The 17,652-nt window shown below is 63.2% G+C and carries 16 protein-coding genes and 1 pseudogene; 7 read left to right on the top strand and 10 right to left on the bottom strand.

What is annotated here, in order from left to right:
• Positions 1–61: 61 nt before the first annotated feature.
• Positions 62–454, top strand: a pseudogene (locus ACTJLC_RS05720) (substrate-binding domain-containing protein); the annotation flags it as partial.
• A 15-nt stretch (positions 455–469) separates the two neighbouring features.
• Here ACTJLC_RS05720 and dctA read toward each other — a convergent pair.
• The 3 genes from dctA to ACTJLC_RS05705 form a co-directional block, all read right to left on the bottom strand.
• Positions 470–1,771 carry a C4-dicarboxylate transporter DctA gene (gene dctA / locus ACTJLC_RS05715; protein WP_073429244.1) on the bottom strand — a complete coding sequence of 434 codons (1,302 nt, stop codon included), beginning with the start codon at positions 1,769–1,771 and terminating at the stop codon, positions 470–472.
• A complete protein-coding gene (locus ACTJLC_RS05710; RefSeq protein WP_073429243.1) occupies positions 1,768–2,697 on the bottom strand; it encodes a LysR family transcriptional regulator in 930 nt (309 codons plus the stop codon). Before ACTJLC_RS05710 ends, dctA begins: the two co-directional genes overlap by 4 nt.
• Positions 2,698–2,892: 195 nt before the next feature.
• Entirely contained in the window at positions 2,893–3,489 is a 597-nt protein-coding gene (locus ACTJLC_RS05705) for a molybdopterin-dependent oxidoreductase (protein WP_073429242.1), read from the bottom strand.
• Between the two features lie 244 nt (positions 3,490–3,733).
• Here ACTJLC_RS05705 and ACTJLC_RS05700 point away from each other — a divergent pair, with 244 nt between their 5' ends.
• On the top strand, positions 3,734–5,212 hold the full coding sequence (locus ACTJLC_RS05700) for an alkaline phosphatase family protein (RefSeq protein WP_073429241.1): 1,479 nt from the start codon (positions 3,734–3,736) through the stop codon (positions 5,210–5,212).
• A 50-nt stretch (positions 5,213–5,262) separates the two neighbouring features.
• Here ACTJLC_RS05700 and ACTJLC_RS05695 read toward each other — a convergent pair whose 3' ends face one another.
• Positions 5,263–5,571, bottom strand: coding sequence for an EthD family reductase (locus ACTJLC_RS05695; RefSeq protein ID WP_073429240.1), 309 nt, complete (start codon positions 5,569–5,571; stop codon positions 5,263–5,265).
• Between the two features lie 225 nt (positions 5,572–5,796).
• Positions 5,797–8,163: a DNA polymerase II gene (locus tag ACTJLC_RS05690; RefSeq protein WP_073429239.1), complete on the bottom strand. Its 2,367-nt coding sequence runs from the start codon at positions 8,161–8,163 to the stop codon at positions 5,797–5,799.
• A gap of 206 nt (positions 8,164–8,369) precedes the next feature.
• Here ACTJLC_RS05690 and ACTJLC_RS05685 point away from each other — a divergent pair, with 206 nt between their 5' ends.
• A complete protein-coding gene (locus ACTJLC_RS05685) occupies positions 8,370–8,795 on the top strand; it encodes a PRC-barrel domain-containing protein (protein WP_073429238.1) in 426 nt (141 codons plus the stop codon).
• 161 nt (positions 8,796–8,956) lie between these two features.
• On the opposite strand, the gene ACTJLC_RS05680 is transcribed toward ACTJLC_RS05685, so the two are convergent.
• The gene (locus tag ACTJLC_RS05680) at positions 8,957–9,967 is read right to left on the bottom strand and encodes a DUF2891 domain-containing protein (RefSeq protein WP_083080989.1); all 1,011 of its coding nucleotides are present in this window, start codon (positions 9,965–9,967) and stop codon (positions 8,957–8,959) included.
• Positions 9,968–10,301: 334 nt separating this feature from the next.
• Between ACTJLC_RS05680 and ACTJLC_RS05675 the strand changes: the two genes are divergently transcribed.
• Positions 10,302–11,774, top strand: a complete 1,473-nt coding sequence (locus ACTJLC_RS05675) for a trypsin-like peptidase domain-containing protein (protein ID WP_374709828.1) — start codon at positions 10,302–10,304, stop codon at positions 11,772–11,774.
• A gap of 54 nt (positions 11,775–11,828) precedes the next feature.
• Here the strand turns inward: ACTJLC_RS05675 and ACTJLC_RS05670 are convergent, their stop codons facing one another.
• The 4 genes from ACTJLC_RS05670 to ACTJLC_RS05655 form a co-directional block, all read right to left on the bottom strand.
• Positions 11,829–13,265 carry an aspartate aminotransferase family protein gene (locus ACTJLC_RS05670; protein WP_083080987.1) on the bottom strand — a complete coding sequence of 479 codons (1,437 nt, stop codon included), beginning with the start codon at positions 13,263–13,265 and terminating at the stop codon, positions 11,829–11,831.
• Positions 13,266–13,309: 44 nt separating this feature from the next.
• Entirely contained in the window at positions 13,310–14,644 is a 1,335-nt protein-coding gene (locus ACTJLC_RS05665; RefSeq protein ID WP_440843315.1) for a glutamine synthetase family protein, read from the bottom strand.
• Positions 14,645–14,676: 32 nt separating this feature from the next.
• Positions 14,677–15,468, bottom strand: coding sequence for a gamma-glutamyl-gamma-aminobutyrate hydrolase family protein (locus ACTJLC_RS05660; RefSeq protein ID WP_440843314.1), 792 nt, complete (start codon positions 15,466–15,468; stop codon positions 14,677–14,679).
• Between the two features lie 342 nt (positions 15,469–15,810).
• Positions 15,811–16,032, bottom strand: coding sequence for a hypothetical protein (locus ACTJLC_RS05655; protein ID WP_227470429.1), 222 nt, complete (start codon positions 16,030–16,032; stop codon positions 15,811–15,813).
• A gap of 21 nt (positions 16,033–16,053) precedes the next feature.
• Here ACTJLC_RS05655 and ACTJLC_RS05650 point away from each other — a divergent pair, with 21 nt between their 5' ends.
• The 3 genes from ACTJLC_RS05650 (at position 16,054) to ACTJLC_RS05640 (ending at position 17,633) form a co-directional block, all read left to right on the top strand.
• Positions 16,054–16,242, top strand: coding sequence for a hypothetical protein (locus ACTJLC_RS05650; protein ID WP_143326516.1), 189 nt, complete (start codon positions 16,054–16,056; stop codon positions 16,240–16,242).
• A gap of 212 nt (positions 16,243–16,454) precedes the next feature.
• Positions 16,455–17,021, top strand: coding sequence for a cupin domain-containing protein (locus tag ACTJLC_RS05645; protein ID WP_083082906.1), 567 nt, complete (start codon positions 16,455–16,457; stop codon positions 17,019–17,021).
• An 18-nt stretch (positions 17,022–17,039) separates the two neighbouring features.
• On the top strand, positions 17,040–17,633 hold the full coding sequence (locus ACTJLC_RS05640) for a peroxidase-related enzyme (RefSeq protein WP_073429232.1): 594 nt from the start codon (positions 17,040–17,042) through the stop codon (positions 17,631–17,633).
• Positions 17,634–17,652 lie beyond the last annotated feature (19 nt).

The following is a 17,652-nucleotide window of genomic DNA, read 5'->3' as shown; positions in this document are numbered from 1 at the left end:
GTGCGGTGGGCCGGTGCAAGAGCCGCCTCACGCGTGCGGTCGGTCATGCGTCCGGGCGGCGCTCAGGCAAACCCTGCTGCATGCCCGGTCGATCGCGTATTCGGATAGCGCGAGCGGCGTCTATGTCGAGCGCGAGTTGTTCAAGCGGCTCGGCATCGAGGAACAGGTGAAAACCAGGGCGAGGATGATCCCGAAGATTCCGGTGGCGTCCGTGGTTGCGACCGGCGACTACGAAGTGGGTCTTCAGCAGGTTAGCGAGTTGCTGCCGGTGAAGGGCGCGGCGTACGTCGGCAAGATTCCGGAGTCGATGCAGTCCGTCACGCGCTTTGCCGCGGGCATACCGGTCGGCGCGCAGCATCCGAAGGAGGCGAAAGCGCTGCTCGACTATCTGGCGTCGCCCGCCGTGCAGCCGGAAGTGACATCGACCGGGCTCGATTCCGTCGCCACGCATTGAGACCCAGGCAACGATTCAAACCGGCAGGTCGGCGGGCTGATCGAAGGGTTCTTCTGGCTCATGGGCCAGGCTCAAGGCGTTCTTCAGGCGCGTTCGGTCGCAGGCGCGCTCCCACATCGATACGAAGATCACCGCGCAGGCGTTGCTGATCACGCTCGTCAGGGCGCGCGCCTCGGACATGAAGCGATCGATGCCGACCAGCAGCGCGACGCTTGCAACCGGCAGATCGGGAATGACGGCGAGCGTCGCGACGAGCGCAACCAGGCCGCTGCCCGATACGCCCGCCGCGCCCTTCGACGTGAGCAGCATGACCGCGAGCATCGTCGCGATCTGGCCGCCCGAGAGGTGCACATCGCACGCTTGCGCGATGAACATCGAGGCGAGCGTCAGGTAGATCGCCGTGCCGTCGAGATTGAAGGAATAGCCGGCCGGCAGCACGAGACCCACGATGCCCTTGTTGCAGCCAAGCGCTTCGAGCTTGACGATGAGGCGCGGCAGCACCGGTTCGGTCGACGACGTCGCGAGCACGATGACGAGTTCCTCGCGAATGTAGCGCAGCAGCCGCCAAAGCGAGAAGCCGTGCAGGCGTGCGAGCGGACCGAGCACGCACACGACGAACAGCAGGCACGCCGCATAGAACGACACCATCAGCATGCCGAGCGAGCCAATCGAACGGATGCCGAAACGGCCCACCGTGAACGCCATCGCGCCGAATGCCCCGGCCGGCGCGAGCCGCATGATCAGCGCGAGGATGCGGAACAGCGCATGGGCGATGCCGTCGATGAATTCCTGTACCCGTCGGCCGCCGTCTCCGCTGGCGTTCAATGCGAAGCCGAACAGAAGGGCGAGCAGCAAGACCGGCAGCACCTCGCCTTTCTCGAAGGCGCCGACGAGCGTCTCCGGAATCACCTGCAGCGCGAATTCGACGAGTCCGTGCGACTGCGTGCGAGTCGAATATTGCGCGAGGATGGCGGTGTCCAGATGATGTGGGTCGATATGCAGTCCCGCGCCCGGACGCAGCGCGAACGCGGTCGCGAGCCCCAGGACGAGTGCAACGATGGTGAGAAAGTAGAACAACGCCAGCGCTTTCAGGATGGTCCGGCCGATCTTCGAGCCGCTCGCAAGCGACGTGATGCCGGTGACGATCGTGCAGAAGACGATTGGCGCGATCATCATGCGCACCAGCGCGACGAACGCGTCGCTGAGCGGTTTCAGCGACGCGCCGACCTGCGGCCAGAAGTGGCCGACAGTCATGCCGAGCGCCATTCCAAGCAGAACCTGAACATAAAGCAGCCTGAAGGGCCTTGGCAGTGTCATTTCGGGGTCTTCTTCGCCGCACCGGCCGTGCCGCTGCGCTTCGTGTCGAGGATCGTCTGGTAGAACTGCTGCGCGGCCGGCGCGAGGGGGCGTCCCCGGCGCCTGACGATGCCGACTCGCCTCGTCACGACCGGATCGACGAGCGGGACGCTGGTGAGAATCGGATGGTCGCGCATGGGCATCGCCATTGAAGGCACGGCCGCCACCCCGAGTCCCGCTTCGATCAGGCCGAGCAGGGTGGTGACGTGGCGAGTCTCGCAGACGCTCGGCACGGCCGGCGCCACGTTGGTCAACGCCTGATCGAGCAGCAGGCGGTTGCCGGAAGTCTTGTCGACGGAAACGTATTCGTGCTCATAAAGCTCGCTCCAGGACACACGTGTCTTTCGGGCCAGCGGATGATCGCGGCGGCATGCGGCGACGAACCGTTCCTGCAGCAGGACCTTGAACTCGACCTCGGATTCCTGGCTGCCCATGAAGCTCACGCCGAAATCGGCTTCACCGCTGATGACCGAGCCGAGCACTTCGTTGGCGCTCGAGTCGAGCAGTTTGACCCGGATTCGCGGATAGCGGCTGTGATAGGCGGCAATGACGCTCGGCAGGAAATAGTAGGCAACCGACGGCACGCACGCGATGGTCACGTGACCGAGGCGGCTGGTAGACACGTCGCGGATGCCGAGCAACGCGACGTCGAGATCGTCGAGAAGCTGTTCCGCGCTTGGGGCGAACACGCGACCTACGGTGGTGAGCGTCACGCTGCGAGTGGTCCGCTCGAAGAGCCGCACGCCGAGCGCCGCTTCGAGCTTCTCGATGCGCCGGCTCAGCGCCGGCTGCGATATGTTGACCGCCTCCGCTGCCTTGCGGAAGCTGCCCAACTCCACGACGGCTCGAAACGCCTGCAAATCGTTCAGATCGAAGTTGACGCCCACGAGCCATCCTCAGCATTTTAGAATGCGGCTATTTTGCATGATATGGACGAACGCGCCCATCGAGGACAACACTCGGTGATTAGCTCGCGGGGTGATCGAAGTCCAGACCGATGGGGGATAGCGGCCAAGCTCGATATTTCCGCTAACGTTCCGATAAAGCACGAGCGGATTGATTCCGTATCCCCCAATCGAACCTCACCCCGCAATCACCTGCACGTGATAAAGCCCCCAGGGCGACAACTCGAAGCGCTCCTTCAGCGGCTTGCCGGACAACTCGGGAATGTGATCCGCATCATAGGCGGCCCAGAGCGGCCCCATGCCGCCGAGCGGCAGCGGCTTCCCGTCCATATGCGTCGCCACGACGAAGCGATAAGCGCGCACTTTATCGAGCGTCGTCATCACGGCGTAGCCGTCCACCGCATGCAACAGGATTTGCGTTCCACCCGCGCCGGGCGCGCCGACGTGTTCCAGCAACGTGGTCAACAACGGACCGCTCAACCTATGCGGCCGGGCATCGTATTCGGTGGTGGGCTGGATCGTCACGGCCGGCATGCTCGCCAACAGAGGAAGATCGACGTTGTACGCTTGCGAAAACTTCACCTGATGCTTCGCCAGCAACTGATCGAATGCGGGATCGAGCGCGCCGCGATTGTGGCGCTTGATCGCGCCGCTGATCGTCAGGATGACGGGCGACGCCGCGGATGCTTCGTCATGGACATGCTGGTTGCCGAACGCGGGCGCGGCGCTTGCGCCAAGCACGGCGGCGCCGGCTAGAAATTGACGTTTGTTCATTTGCGTTGGTCAGGAACGGTGCGAAAGTGCTTTGACGTTGTAGCAGAAAACCGTTTCTTCCCCCAGCAAATGCGGAGCGTCGCGAGTGCGCCCGGGCGCATCTTGCGTCAGCTCGACGCGCTGCCGCATCCGCGCCGTCGCCGCTGAACGAGGCGGGGAACACTAATTGCTCCCTTGGGGCATGAATCGCCAGGCGGCACAAGACCCCGGCGGATTCGTTCCAATAACCAACGGAGACAAGATCATGGCTCATCATCCTACGAATCCGCCCGACCTGGCGCGTCGGAGAATGCTCGCCGCGCTGGCCGGTTCCATCGCGCTATCGGCGTGCGGAGGGGGCAGTCATGGCGGCGGCTCCGGATCGGGAACCCCTCCCGTGGTGGGCGCGATTCCGCCGGATCGCGCGAATCTGCCGCGCCCCGCGTTGCCGGATCCGGCGACGTCGGGCATCGATCACGTCGTGCTCGTCACCATGGAAAACCGCTCGTTCGACCATCTGATGGGTTGGGTGCCGAATGCCGAAAGCGCGCAGACCGGGCGCACCTTCGTCGATGCATTCGGCGAAGCGCATGCGCCGTTCGCGCTTACCGCGAACCCGGCGTATGGCTTCCAGGGCTGCGCATTCGCGGACCCGAATCACGCCTACGACGCCGGGCGCGTGCATCTCGCCAACGGCGCGATGAACGGCTTTCTGCTGACGCCGGCAACCAGCCTCACGCGCGGCGACCTGTTGCCGATCGGCTATTTCCAGTCGGCGGATCTCGACTTCTATCGCGGCGCGGTGACGCAATACACCGTGTGCGACTACTACATGAGCGGCATTCTCAGCGATACCTTTCCGAACCGCCTCTATCTGCACAGCGGCGAAACGGACCGTCTTTCGGACACGCAGGACACGTCAACCTTGCCGACCATCTGGGACCGCCTCGACGCGAAGAACGTTTCATCCACCTACTATTTCCACGACGTGCCGTTCACCGCGCTGTACGGCACGCGCTACGTCGGCCGCTCGAAGCTGATCGCCGACTTTCTCTCCGACGCCGCCGCGGGCACGTTGCCGTCGTTCTGCATGGTCGATCCGAGGTTCGGCGGCGAAGCGCAGGGCACCTCGAACGACGACCATCCGCATGCCGACGTGCGCAACGGCCAGGTGCTGCTGGGCCAGATCTACGACGCGCTGCGCACGAGCCCGAACTGGAGCAGGACGCTCATGATCATCGTCTATGACGAGTGGGGCGGTTTCATGGAGCATGTGGCGCCGCCCGTCAAGCCGGTGTCGGCGGCGGAGCGCGCGCTCGGCAACGACGGCCGTCTCGGCTTTCGCGTGCCGTGCATGCTGCTCGGACCGCGCGTGCGCGCGAACAACGTCTCGCGCTATCCGTTCGATCCCAGCTCCATTCACCAGTTGCTCGCCTGGCGCTTCGGCCTCGATCCGCTCGGCGTGCGAGCGAGCGACGCCACGACGTTCAACCTCGCTTATGCATTGAATCTGACGGACGCGGCGCGCACCGACGCGCCGGCGATCGCGGTGACGCAAGGCACATTCGGCGCGGCTTGCGCGAATATTGCGAGTTCGGGCACGACGGGCATCGCGCAACTGGACAGGAGCCAGGTCACGCCGGGCGCCAGCACGGCTCCTGATACGGCAATGAGTCCCGCGGGCGGCCGCTTCTCGGAACTGAGAACGAAGGCCGACGCGCTCGGCTTCCCTCAAGCGAAGTGACCTGAAGCAATCGGACGCGACCGTAGCGCGACGCGTGCCGCGCGGCGGGATCAGACCTCTTTGGTATCGAAAAGCAGCAGTTCGACGCCGGCTTGAGCAAAATTCGCCAGGTCTCCCGCCGTCGCCTGGCCTTGCGGAGAACCGAGTCCTTGCTTCAACGCTTCGAGCGAATCGAAGCTCAGGATCGCGGCGAGATGATAGGGCGAAGCGCCCTGCGGCGTGCCGACCGGTCCGGTGCTGACTTCATAGCGCCGCAAGCCGGGCAACTGTTTCGCGAGCGGCACGTGGGTCGAGTAATAGTGAGCGTCGAACGCTTCCGCGTTGGCCGGAGTTTTATAGAGCGCGACGAGCTTTGCCATGGTCATGTCTCCTGGCGCACCAGTCGAACTGGCGCGCGCCAGCATGAACGCCTCGCGCTTTGAACCGCGGGTCGCGGGGATCATGCGTGGTTGATGGGGTTCGGGCTCGCCGCCGCCTGGAGCGGTGACGAGTCCCGCATGGATTCTACGCCGGGTGCACGGGCGCGTCCGGACAGGATGGCGATCGCTTATGAGCCCGGGTATTCGGCTTCGTGAAGCTCGACGTCAGAACAGTTGTTTCTGACCGCTCATCAGCGTGATGAAGTTGTCGCGCAGCAGGGGCAGAATCGCATCGGCGACGGGTTGCAATTGCCGCGTCAGATAGTGTTCGTAATCGATCGCGGAGCGCAGCGTTTCGAGCGGCTCCGGCCCGGCGATCGTCATCACGTAGCTGATCCAGCCGCCGTTCTGATATTGCAGCGGCCGCCCCTGGCGCCGATTGAACTCGTCGGCCACGCGCGCCGCGCGCACGTGCGGCGGCACGTTGCGCTCGTAATCGCCGAGCGGCCGGCGCACCTGCTTGCGATACACGAGCTGGTCGTCGAGTTTGCCTTCGAGCGTATCGCGCACGTAGTCGCGTACGTAATCCTGATACGGCTGTTGCGTGAAAATGCGCCGATAGAGCTCCTGCTGAAACCGCTGCGCGAGCGGCGTCCAGTCGGTGCGCACGGTTTCGAGTCCTTTGTAGACGATGTCCTCGCTGCCGTCCGGCGCAACGGTCAGCCCCGCATAGCGTTTCTTGCTGCCTTCCTCGGCGCCGCGAATCGTCGGCATGAAGAAGCGCTTGTAGTGCCGCTCGAATTGCAGTTCGAGCGCGCTGTCGAGCCCGAAGCGTTCCCGCAGAGTCTGCCGCCACCACGCGTTGACATGCTCGACGATCGCGCGGCCGATGCGGCCGGCGTCTTCCTCGCTGTGCGCGTGTTTCAACCACACGAAAGTGGAATCGGTGTCGCCGTAAATCACCTCGTAGCCTTGGGCCTGAATCAGCTCGCGCGTGGCGTGCATGATTTCATGGCCGCGCATGGTGATCGACGACGCGAGGCGCGGATCGAAGAAGCGGCAACCGGTGGAGCCGAGCACGCCATAAAAGGCGTTCATGATGATCTTCAGCGCCTGCGAAAGCGGTTTGTTCTGCTCGCGCTTGGCGGCTTCGCGCCCTTGCCAGACTTGACCGACGATCGACGGCAAGCAATGGCGAGTGCGCGAAAAACGCGCACCGAGAAAGCCCGGCACCGAGCGATCGTCGCCGGGATCGAGCATGCCTTCCACGAGGCCCACGGGGTCGATCAGAAACGTGCGGATGATGGACGGATACAGGCTCTTGTAGTCGAGCACCAGCACCGAATCGTAGAGACCGGGCCGCGAATCCATCACGAAGCCGCCTGGACTCGCGGCGCCGGCCACGTCGCCGAGATTCGGCGCGACATAGCCTTGCCGATGCATGCGCGGCATGTACAGATGCGTGAATGCCGCGACCGATCCGCCGCTGCGATCCGCCGGCAAGCCGGTCACGGTTGCCCGTTCCAGCAGAAACGGCAACAACTCGGTCTTTGCGAAGATGCGCGTGACGAGCTCGCAATCCTTGAGGTTGTACCGCGCGAGGGCGGGCTTGTCCTCGTCGAAACGGCGCTGGATTTCATCCATGCGCTGATACGGATTGTCGATCGATTTACCTTCGCCCAGCACCGAACGCGCGACGTATTCGAGGCTGAACGAAGGAAAACTCCATGTTGCGGAGCGCAGCGCCTCGATGCCGTCAATGATCAGGCGCCCCGCGGCGCCGGCAAAGAAATGGTTTTGTCTGAGGCCATGCTCCCGCCATTCCATCACCGCGCCGCCGCGTCCGAGCCGCAGCGGCACGCCATATTGCTCGGCATGCTGCCGCAACACACGCAGATCGAACTGCACGAGGTTCCAGCCGATGATCGCATCGGGGTCATGCCGTTCCAGCCACAGGTTCAGCTTTTCGAGCAACTGGGCGCGGGTTTCGCAGTATTCGAGTTCGAAGTCGAGTGCGCTCGCGTCGCCGTTCGGCGGGCCGAGCATATACACCTGGCGCTGCCCGCAACCTTCGAGCGCGATCGAATAAAGCTCGGCGTGCGCACTGGTTTCGATGTCGAGCGAGACCAGCTTCAAGGACGGGCGATAACCGGTAGCCGGCTTCAATTCGCCGTTCACGAGCAGCCCGCCAGCTTGCGAATCGCCGCCGAACGATACCGGCGCGGTGATGAAGCGCTCCATCATGTAGCGCTCGGGCGGAAAGATGTCGGCTTCATACACGTCGACGCCGCCTTGCTTCAGGCGTTTCTCGAAGCCGGTCAATTGCCGATACTGCGGGCAGTACAGGCCCATGACCGGCCGATGCTGGAAGTCGCGCAAGTCGAGTGGACGCAGATCGAGCGGCGCTTCGCGGCGCAGGACCGTTTCCGCGCGCTCGCGATGTTCAACCGGAATGAACGCCACCGAAGGCTGCGGGCGCAAGCGGATGTGACGAGGCCCGCCGTCCGTTGCCAGCCAGAAATCCACTTCGGTGCCGGCGGGCGTGTCCCGCCAATGCCGGGTCAAGATGAAACCCTGTTCAAGCTCAGTCAAACCGCCACCTCTAAACGGGCGTTATCGCCTTGCGCAATTTTACCGCCATGCGTGTCGGGGCATGGCGCGCTCGGCGGGGCGTTCATGCTCGGCCACGCTGGGTGCAGGCGCGCTGCGTAATCTGTATGATCGTTTGCAGCGGTTCCTTCGGCGCACATCGTTGCGCCGGTCAAGTCTTCAAGTCTATTAAGAACGGAGAGAACACTATGACGTTGAGCAAACTTGTTGTTGTGGTCGCGGTGGCGGCAACCAGCCTGAGTGCACAGGCGCAAGTCGCCGGCACGCAACCGTTGAGCGTGACGGTCGAACAATCCACCGCGCTGTTGAGCGGCTGGAGCGTGAAGAAGAGCATTCTCGGCAAGGCGGTGTACAACGATCAGAACGAGAAGATTGGCTCGATCCGCGATCTGGTGGTCGCACCCGATGGCTCACTGTCCGCCGCGATCGTCGCCGCTGGCGGCTTCCTCGGTGTGGCCTCGCATGACGTCGCCGTGCCGATCGCCGCGCTCGATATCCGCTCGGGAAACTTCTATCTGGCCGGCGCGAGCAAAGACGCTTTGAAGGCCACGCCCGCCTTCCAGTACAACAAGGTCAAGGCGCCGCCGAAGCCTAAAAAGCTGACGGGGGAGTAACGCATCGAGCCTCTGGAATGACCGGCTCGCGGTTCAGGCGGTAGTGGAAAAGCGGCGCTTGCGGCGCGAATCGGCAAGTAGGCAACCCGATTTGCGCGCTGCAAGCGCCGCTCGCTTTTGCATTCACCGTGAATCATTCCGGCTGTTGAAGCCGGCCGGGATCAAGCCTCCAAAGCCAGCGTGGCGAATGTGCCGAGCCAATGCTCACCCATGTAGTCGCCGGCTACGTGCGGCAGCGCGCTTTGCAGATGACGCTCGGCGGCATCGAACAGGATCGTGCGGCGTATGTCGCCGGCGGGCAGCGCGCGGGCCAGCGAGCGCTGGCACCACGCGCGGCTCAGATTGAGGCCGTCGAGGTGGGCAATCTTGCCGTCGCTGCGATCCGTCACGGTGACGGGCTCGAATAAGGTCGCGGGCTTCTTTGCGCCGAGGTTCGGCAGAAAGCGACTGAACCAGTCGACGAATTGCGCGGGCGGCAAGATGCGCCGCATCAACTCCGCTTCCATCAGCGAAGGCGACAGAAATTCATCGCCGGCGGGCTCCCATGCCTGGCAGCCGACATCGTTCAGAAACCAGCGCTCGGCCGTATTGACCAGCAATGCCTCGAGCGAATCACGCGAGGTTTGCCGCGCGAAATCCAGCGTGAGCGCCAGCGCGAACGCCATGTTGAAATGCGTGCCGACGCGCAACGGGTAGGTCGCTTTCGGCAGAAACTCCTCGAAGCGTTCGACAAAGAGTTGGGTGAGCGGCGCGAAGGCCTTGGACCAGCGCGCGGCTTCGGAGAGCTTCAGCGAGTGCAGTTGCGCGCTCAGCGCAAGCAGCCAGGCCCAGCCATACGGCCGCTCGAAACCGCGGTTGTGCGGCAGCGTGAGATACGCGAGCTCACCGGCCACGTTCGCCTCGGTGAAGTGCTCGTCGACCACCGCGACGATGCGCGTGGCTTCGGGCAGGTCGGGAAAACGGTCGAGCAGATGCAGGATCAGCCAGTAGCCGTGCACGCACGAATGCCAGTCGTAGCTGCCGTAAAAGATCGGATGCAGCGCACGTGGGCTCTGCACGTCTTGCGGACCGGCCAGCGCATGAGTGAGCTTGTTGGGGTATTCGCGCGTGAGGTGGGCGAGCGCGACATTGGCGAATCTGGACGCAAGGTCGGGAGTGAGTTGGACGTTCATCGGCGCCTCTGCAAAAGCGGAATCGAATAAGTAAGACAGTATGGTGTCGGCGGTCGCTAATAGTAAAGGGATCGAGTGAAGCGACCAGGCACGCGGCTTGATTCGAAAGTGGCGGTGCGTGCCGCGAATCGGCATTCGCACCGCATGCGCCGGCCGCGCGGCCGTGGCGGTGGCCGCGGCTCGCGCGCCGGCCATTGGGCTTTTCCCGTTTTCGATTTCATCGGTGCGCTGTATCACAGTTGCCGGTTGCCGCTGACGAAATAATGGGTCCACGAAGCCAGTTAGCCAACGGCGTTTCACGCGCCCGGCATGACGGCCGTCTGGGAGATGCGCTGTGTTTAACCCGACCCTTGTCCGCACCGTATTCCGCGTTGCCGTGGTAGCCGCGTGTCTCGTCGGCTATCCGGGGCTGAAGTCGACGGCGATGGCCGCGGGCGCGGCGCCGCCGCTCGCGAAGGAGAGGCGGGTTGCGCCGGCCAATGCCGCCGCGCCGCTCGACTTTCCCGCGCTCGTGGAGCGGTACGGGCCCGCCGTCGTGAATATCAGCTCGGTCAGCGCGACGGCCCAACCAGCGCTGGCGCCGGCCTTCGCCGCGCTTGGTCCCGACGATCCGCTCGCTTCGTTCTTCAAGCGTCCGTTGCAAGCGCAGGAGTCTCAGGGCAGTCCGCCGAGCGCGATATCGGGTGTCGGTTCCGGGTTCATCATTAGCGCCGACGGCCTCATTCTGACCACGGCACATGTGGTGGATCAAGTCGACGAAGTGACGGTCACGCTGATCGACCGGCGCGAGTTCAAGGCCAGGGTGCTGCTTGTCGACGCCCAGAGCGACGTCGCCTTGATCCAGATCGACGCCGCCAAGCTGCCGACGGTCAAACTCGGCGACTCGTCGCGCGTGCGCGCCGGCGAACCCGTGCTGACGATCGGCTCGCCCGACCGCTTCCAGAATACCGTTACCGCGGGCATTGTCAGCGCCACGTCCCGCACGCTGCCGGACGGCAGCAATTTTCCGTTCTTTCAGACGGACGTGTCCGTCAACCCGGACAATTCGGGCGGCCCGCTGTTCAACCGTGCGGGCGAGGTGGTCGGCATCGCCGTGCAGGTGTATCCGGACCAGGACCGGTCCGGCCTGACGTTTGCGATCCCGATCAATCTGACGGCCAAGCTGCGATCGCAGTTGCAAACCCAGCGCAAGACGCCTTCGGGCGGTCTGGGCGTGGAGGTGCAGGACGTCGGCGCGGGGCTGGCGGGGGCCTTCGGCCTGCAGCGGCCGGCAGGCGCGTTGGTCAATGCGGTCGAGCCCGGCACGACGGCGGCCGCGATCGGCATCAAGCCCGGCGACGTCATCGTGCAATTCGGCGACAAGCCGATCGAGCGCTCCGCCGAACTCCTCGATGCCGCCGCCGCGCTGCCGCCCGGCACGAAAACCACACTCCGGCTGATCCGCAATCGAAGGCCGATGACCATGGCGGTCATGATCGGCGCAGCGGGGGAAAGCCCGAGCGTTCGACCCAACGAAGCGCGACAAAACGATGTCAGCTTGACGGAGCGCCTAGGTCTGGTCATGCATCCGCTGAGCGAGGGCGAGCGGCGCGCGAGCGGACTCGGCGTCGGTCTGATGGTGGACGAGGTTCGCGGGCCCGCCGCGGCCGCGGGCATCCAGCCCGGCGATGTCGTTCTGTCGTTCAATGGCACGCTGCTCGAATCGCCGGAGCAAGTGGCGACGCTGGAAGTCAAGGCGGGCAAACCCATTGCGGTGCTGATCCAGCGCAATAACGCGCGCCGTTTCGTGTCGGTGGAGACGAGATGAGATGAACCGCCGAGGGCATCTCCGCAAATCATCCCTTGCCGGAACGAACACCCGCTACGCCATGCCGAGTTGCTGCGCCGTCGCGTCGATGGCGTTTTTCGCCTTCGAAACGATTTCGTCGATCTCGTGCTTGTCGATGACGAGCGGCGGCGACAGCAACATCCGGTCGCCGGTGGCGCGCATGATCAGATTGCCGTTGAAGCAGAAATCGCGGCACAGGGTGCCCACGTCGCCGCCGTTGGCGAAGCGTTTGCGCGTTGCCGGCTGTTCCGCGAGTTGCAAACCGGCCACGAGACCCGCGCCGGAAATCTCGCCGATGATCGGGTGATTCGCGAAGGCGTCGCGCAATTGCTTCTGGAAATACGGACCCGTCTCGCGCTTCACGCGTTCGACGATCTTCTCGTCGCGCAGCAGCTTGAGGTTGGCAACGGCGACCGCGGCGGCCACCGGATGCCCCGAGTACGTGAGCCCGTGATTGAAGTCGCCGTTCTCGATGATCGCTTTCGCCACGCGGTCATGCAGGCCCACCGCGCCCATCGGTACATAGCCGCTGGTGAGGCCCTTGGCCAGCGTGATGACATCCGGTTCGAAGCCGAAGTGCTGGTGCGCGAACCATTCGCCCGTTCGCCCAAAGCCGCCGATCACTTCGTCGGCGACGAGCAGAATGTCGTACTTGCGGCAAATGCGCTGAATTTCCGGCCAATAAGTCGAGGCCGGGAAAATCACGCCGCCCGCTCCCTGGAAAGGCTCACCGATAAACGCGGCCACCTTGTCCGCGCCGATTTCGAGGATCTTCGCTTCGAGTTGCCGCGCGCGCGCGAGCGCGAATTCCTCCGGCGTCACATCGGCTTGCGCTTCGCCGAAGAAATACGGCTGGTCGATATGCACGATATTCTCGACCTTCGAGGGCATCTGCTCGTGCATATAGCCCATGCCGCCGAGCGTGCCGCCCGCGATCGTCGAACCGTGATAACCGTTCTTGCGCGAGATCACGAACTTCTTCGCGTGCTTGCCTTGCACCGCCCAATACTGATGGACGATGCGCAATACCGTGTCGTTGCCTTCCGAGCCGCTGTTGCAATAGAAGAAGTGATTGAACGGTTCGGGCGCCAGTTCCGCGAGCAATGCCGACAGTTCGATGACAGGCGGGTGCGTGGTCTTGAAGAAGGTGTTGTAGTAGGGCAGTTCCAGCATTTGCCTGTACGCCGCATCCGCCAGTTCCTTGCGGCCATAACCGACGTTGACGCACCACAAGCCGGCCATGCCGTCGATGATCTTATTGCCTTCCGAATCCCATAGGTACACGCCGTGAGCCTTGACGATCACGCGGCTGCCGCTGCGATTCAACGCTCCCATATCCGAAAACGGATGGATGTGATGCGCGGCGTCGAGGGCGCGATAGTCGGCGGTGCTGCGCTGCGCGGCTTGCGTGGCTTGTGTGGCCTGCACTGCCGGTTGCACATAAGCGATTTCTTCTGTTCTATAGCTCATACAGACTCCAGTAGTTTTGCGTTTGCATTACCTCTGCGACAGCTTCAGACGTGCAGCAGCAAATGCCGGCGTTCCCACGAACTGATCACGCGGAAGAACGCTTCGTATTCGGTTTCCTTCAAAGCCAGGTAAGCATTGACGAACTTCTCGCCGAGTACTTCGGCAATCGGCTCGCACGCGCCCATCAACGTCAGGCCTTCTTCGAGATTGCGCGGCAACTGGTACGGCAATTCATAGCCGTCGCTAAGAAGCGGCTCCGTGGCTTCGAGCTTTTGCGTCATGCCGAGATAGCCGGCAGCGAGCGTTGCGGCAATCGCCAGATACGGATTGCAGTCCACGCCGGGAATGCGGTTCTCAATGCGGCGCGCAGCGGGGCCCGAATGCGGAATGCGGAAGCCCACCGTGCGGTTGTCGTAACCCCACGCCACATTGATCGGCGCGGCCATGAAGCGCGACAGACGCCGATACGAGTTGATGTACGGCGCGAAGATCGGCATCAGCGCGGGCGTGTACTTCTGCAAGCCGGCGATATAGCTGGTGAAAAGCGAGGTCGGCTTGCCGTCCGCACCCGTGAACATGTTGTGGCCGCTGTCCGCGTCGACGAGGCTTTGGTGCATATGCATGGCCGAGCCCGGCTCGCTTTCCATCGGCTTCGCCATGAACGTGGCGTACATCTTGTGGCGCAATGCGGCCTCGCGCACCGTGCGCTTGAACAGGAACACGCTGTCCGCGAGTTTCAACGGATCGCCGTGCATGAAGTTGATTTCCATCTGCGCCGCGCCCACTTCGTGAATCAGCGTATCCACTTCGAGTTCTTGCACCTCGCAGTACTCGTAGATGTCCTCGAAGAGCGGATCGAATTCGTTGACGGCCTCGATCGAATAGGACTGGCGGCCGGTTTCCGGACGGCCAGTACGGCCGATTGGCGGTTGCAGCGGCAAGTCCGGGTCCTTGTTCATGTCGACCAGATAGAACTCCAGCTCGGGCGCGATCACGGGGGTCCAGCCTTTGGCCTTGTACAGTTCGAGCACGCGGCGCAACACGCGGCGCGGCGAGATGGCGACGGGCGTGCCGTCGAAGTGAACGCAATCGTGAATCACCTGGGCGGTCGGATCGACGGCCCACGGAATCATGCGAATGGTGCTGGCGTCGGGAACGCACACCATGTCGGGGTCGGTGACGCCGGTGAGCGTGCCGTCGTCAGGATAGTCGCCTGTGACGGTCTGGATCATCACCGCCTGCGGCAAGCGCATGGACTCGCCGGATTCGAACTTGCTGCGCGGAATGATCTTGCCGCGCGCGATTCCGGCCATATCGGGAATGATCGCCTCGATTTCGGTGACGTGGTTCTTCTTCAGAAAATCGTCGATGTCATGCATGATTTTTCTCTCTGTTTGAGTGCGCGGCCGGCTCAGGTTTGCGTCGCGGCGGATGCCGCGCCATAGCCGGCCCTGGTGCGCATTCGATCGCGGCAGGCTTCGCCGAACTCACGAAAGATCGCGGTGGAAAGCGCGTCGCTCGCGTGCCGCCACTCCGGGTGCCACTGCACGCCCAGCGCGAAAGCGCGCGCGTCCTTCACGCTCGCCGCTTCGATCGAGCCGTCCGGCGCGGTGGCCTCGGTCATGAGGCCCGCACCCAGCCGCTCGACGCCCTGGCCGTGCAACGAATTCACACGCGCCTCGTTCGCGCCGCCCGCGAGGCGCTGCAACAAGCCGCCTCGTGTGAGCGTGATCGAATGCGACGGTGCGTATTGCACGTCGAGTTCGTCTTGCTTGTTCTCGCGGTGGTCGTTCAAACCCGCCACCGCTTGAACGCATTGATGCAACGTGCCGCCGAACGCCACGTTCATTTCCTGAAAGCCCCGGCATACGGCCAGCACCGGCACGCCCGCCGCGATCGCCGCGCGCAGGAGCGGCAGCGTGGTTGCATCGCGTGCGGCGTCGTGGAGCGTGCCCGGCGCGCTGGCATGGCCGCCGTAGCGCCGCGGCTCGACGTTCGAATAGCTGCCGGTAAACAGCAGGCCGTCGACGGTGGCGAGCACGTCATCGGCGGACTGACGTTCGCCGAGCGCCGGCAGCAACATTGCCAGCGCCTGCGAGCCGTCCACGATCGCGGCAATGTACTTCTCGCCGGCAACGTGCGACGGATGCGCTCCGATCATCGTTCTGTCGGCGCTGATGCCGACTAGTGGCTTCGTTCGCATGATTGATACGCGTATGTGTTCCCAGGGAACTTCTTTCGGGGCGTTGACCGACGAACCCAACGGACGCGGCGTGAACAACCCTCAACGCGGCACGATTCCGCCGCCGGGCGCAAGGCGCGCAGCCGCAGGCAGGGTGCGGGCGGTCGTCGTCAACGGAACGCGCCGCGCGTCGCGATCAGGTAGGCGGTTCGATTCGGTTCGCTGCGCCGCGCAACGGATTTGCCTTGCATGAAGCGCATGAAATGCATACGCGACAGACGGCACCGCACGTGCGGAAACACGCGGCTCGAAAAAGCGCGCTCACGCAAACGGACGAATCGAATGGCGAAAAGGAGGGAGGCGCTAGGGCAGCAGCGAGGCGACTTCGTCCGTGCGCACTGCAATGAAGGCGCGCGCGGAGATGGAGTTGTGACGTCGAACTGAACGACGCGACAGGATCGTGAAGACGGACAGAAAGCGGCGGAACGCAAGCCTGCCGTTGCTGCCGTCGGCGATGGCGCCGTCAGCGCGAGGACAACTCGGCTGACTGCGATTCCATCTCACCAAAGGGCATCGGACTCTCACGATTACACTCGACTGGCAACGTTGAAAGTATTGAACGGCCTGCTCGAAATCCGCACGGGGCGTTTAAAGAAGCAGGACGTTGGGATGATCGCCGTTGAACCCATGCGAAGTGAATTCGCTGCGCCGCAAAACACGTTTAAGCGCCTCGTGACGCTGCTGCGGCGATCGCCTGAGAACCAGCATATACGAGTCAATAACGCCGTCAATTGATTTTTATTAAAGCTTGATAAGGGCTTTCCCGAAGGCAGGCATGCGATTGCAATGGCTGCCAATGCTCATTGCGTAACACGTATTTCCGGGTTCTTTCAGGGTTTCCCCCGGCGGCGCAACGCGCAAAATGATTAGAATATTCAACACTCGGAAGCAGCCGCTGCCCGAGTTCATTTCTCGATACTCCGCCTTCAATGCCAGAGAACACCGCGATGTCCATCGAAGTGGCAACCCGCTTGCAGTACATTCGCAAGAAGCACGGCTTGTCCCAGCGTGAACTGGCAAAAAGGGCGGGCGTGACCAACGGCACGATCTCGCTCATCGAGCAGAATCGCGTGAGTCCTTCGGTCGGTTCATTGAAGAAACTGCTCGAATGCATTCCGATGAGTCTCGCGGAGTTCTTTACCTTCGAGGTGGAAGCGGAGCGTTCGGTGGTATCGCGCCGGGCCGACATGGCGAATCTCGGCAATCAGTCGATCGAGTGCTATCTCGTCGGCTCCAGCGTGAAAAACCGCAGCGTGGACATTCGGCGCGAGGTTTATCAGCCTCTGTCGGATACCGGGCCGCGGATGCTCGAACACGAAGGGCACGAGGGCGGCGTGGTGGTCAGCGGGCAAATCGAGTTGACCGTGAACGGCGCCACGTGGCTGCTCGATCCAGGCGACAGCTTTTATTTCGAAAGCCGTTTGCCGCATCGTTTTCGCAACCCCAATGCGGAGCGTGTCTGCGAGATCGTGTCGGCCGGTTCGCCGCCGACTTTCCGACGGGCCTTCCTGTAGAAACAACGGAGATATCGCATGGCAAACCTTCAGCCGATCAGCCGCTACCCCGTGCCTGAGCCGAGCGAATGGCCGGACGACATCCGCGCGCGCATTCTCGAAGTTCAGCAGAAAGCCGGTTTTGTGCCGAATGTATTCCTCACGCTCGCGCACCGCCCGGATGAATTTCGCGCGTTCTTCGCTTACCACGATGCGTTGATGCTGAAAGAAGGCGGCCTCACCAAAGGCGAGCGCGAGATGATCGTCGTCGCCACGAGCGCGGTGAACGATTGCCTGTATTGCGTGGTGGCGCACGGCGCGATTCTGCGCATTTACGAAAAGGCGCCGTTGCTCGCCGATCAGGTGGCCGTCAATCATCGCAAGGCGGATATCACCGCGCGTCAGAAGGCGATGCTCGATTTCGCGCTGAAGGTCTGCCGCGAATCGGGCACGGTGGATGACGCCGATTTTCAAACCCTGCGCGAGCATGGCTTTTCCGACGAGGACATCTGGGACATTACGGCGATTACCGCGTTTTTCGGTTTGTCGAACCGGATCGCCAACGTCATTTCAATGCGACCGAACGACGAGTTCCATCTGATGGGCCGCGTACCGAAAGGCGCGGCGCAGTAGACGCGATCGCATACGGGCG

Origin of the sequence: Paraburkholderia sp. 22099, from assembly GCF_052045835.1 — a bacterium.
GTDB lineage: Bacteria > Pseudomonadota > Gammaproteobacteria > Burkholderiales > Burkholderiaceae > Paraburkholderia > Paraburkholderia terricola.
This window is presented reverse-complemented; position numbering and strand designations above follow the sequence as displayed.

Bases quoted from the DNA above. Each gene is read 5' to 3' on its own strand.
- dctA (WP_073429244.1), bottom strand. From the start codon at position 1,771: ATGACACTGCCAAGGCCCTTCAGGCTGCTTTATGTTCAGGTTCTGCTT.
- ACTJLC_RS05705 (WP_073429242.1), bottom strand. From the start codon at position 3,489: ATGAACAAACGTCAATTTCTAGCCGGCGCCGCCGTGCTTGGCGCAAGC.
- ACTJLC_RS05700 (WP_073429241.1), top strand. From the start codon at position 3,734: ATGGCTCATCATCCTACGAATCCGCCCGACCTGGCGCGTCGGAGAATG.
- ACTJLC_RS05695 (WP_073429240.1), bottom strand. From the start codon at position 5,571: ATGGCAAAGCTCGTCGCGCTCTATAAAACTCCGGCCAACGCGGAAGCG.
- ACTJLC_RS05685 (WP_073429238.1), top strand. From the start codon at position 8,370: ATGACGTTGAGCAAACTTGTTGTTGTGGTCGCGGTGGCGGCAACCAGC.
- ACTJLC_RS05680 (WP_083080989.1), bottom strand. From the start codon at position 9,967: ATGAACGTCCAACTCACTCCCGACCTTGCGTCCAGATTCGCCAATGTC.
- ACTJLC_RS05670 (WP_083080987.1), bottom strand. From the start codon at position 13,265: ATGAGCTATAGAACAGAAGAAATCGCTTATGTGCAACCGGCAGTGCAG.
- ACTJLC_RS05665 (WP_440843315.1), bottom strand. From the start codon at position 14,644: ATGCATGACATCGACGATTTTCTGAAGAAGAACCACGTCACCGAAATC.
- ACTJLC_RS05660 (WP_440843314.1), bottom strand. From the start codon at position 15,468: ATGCGAACGAAGCCACTAGTCGGCATCAGCGCCGACAGAACGATGATC.
- ACTJLC_RS05645 (WP_083082906.1), top strand. From the start codon at position 16,455: ATGTCCATCGAAGTGGCAACCCGCTTGCAGTACATTCGCAAGAAGCAC.
- ACTJLC_RS05640 (WP_073429232.1), top strand. From the start codon at position 17,040: ATGGCAAACCTTCAGCCGATCAGCCGCTACCCCGTGCCTGAGCCGAGC.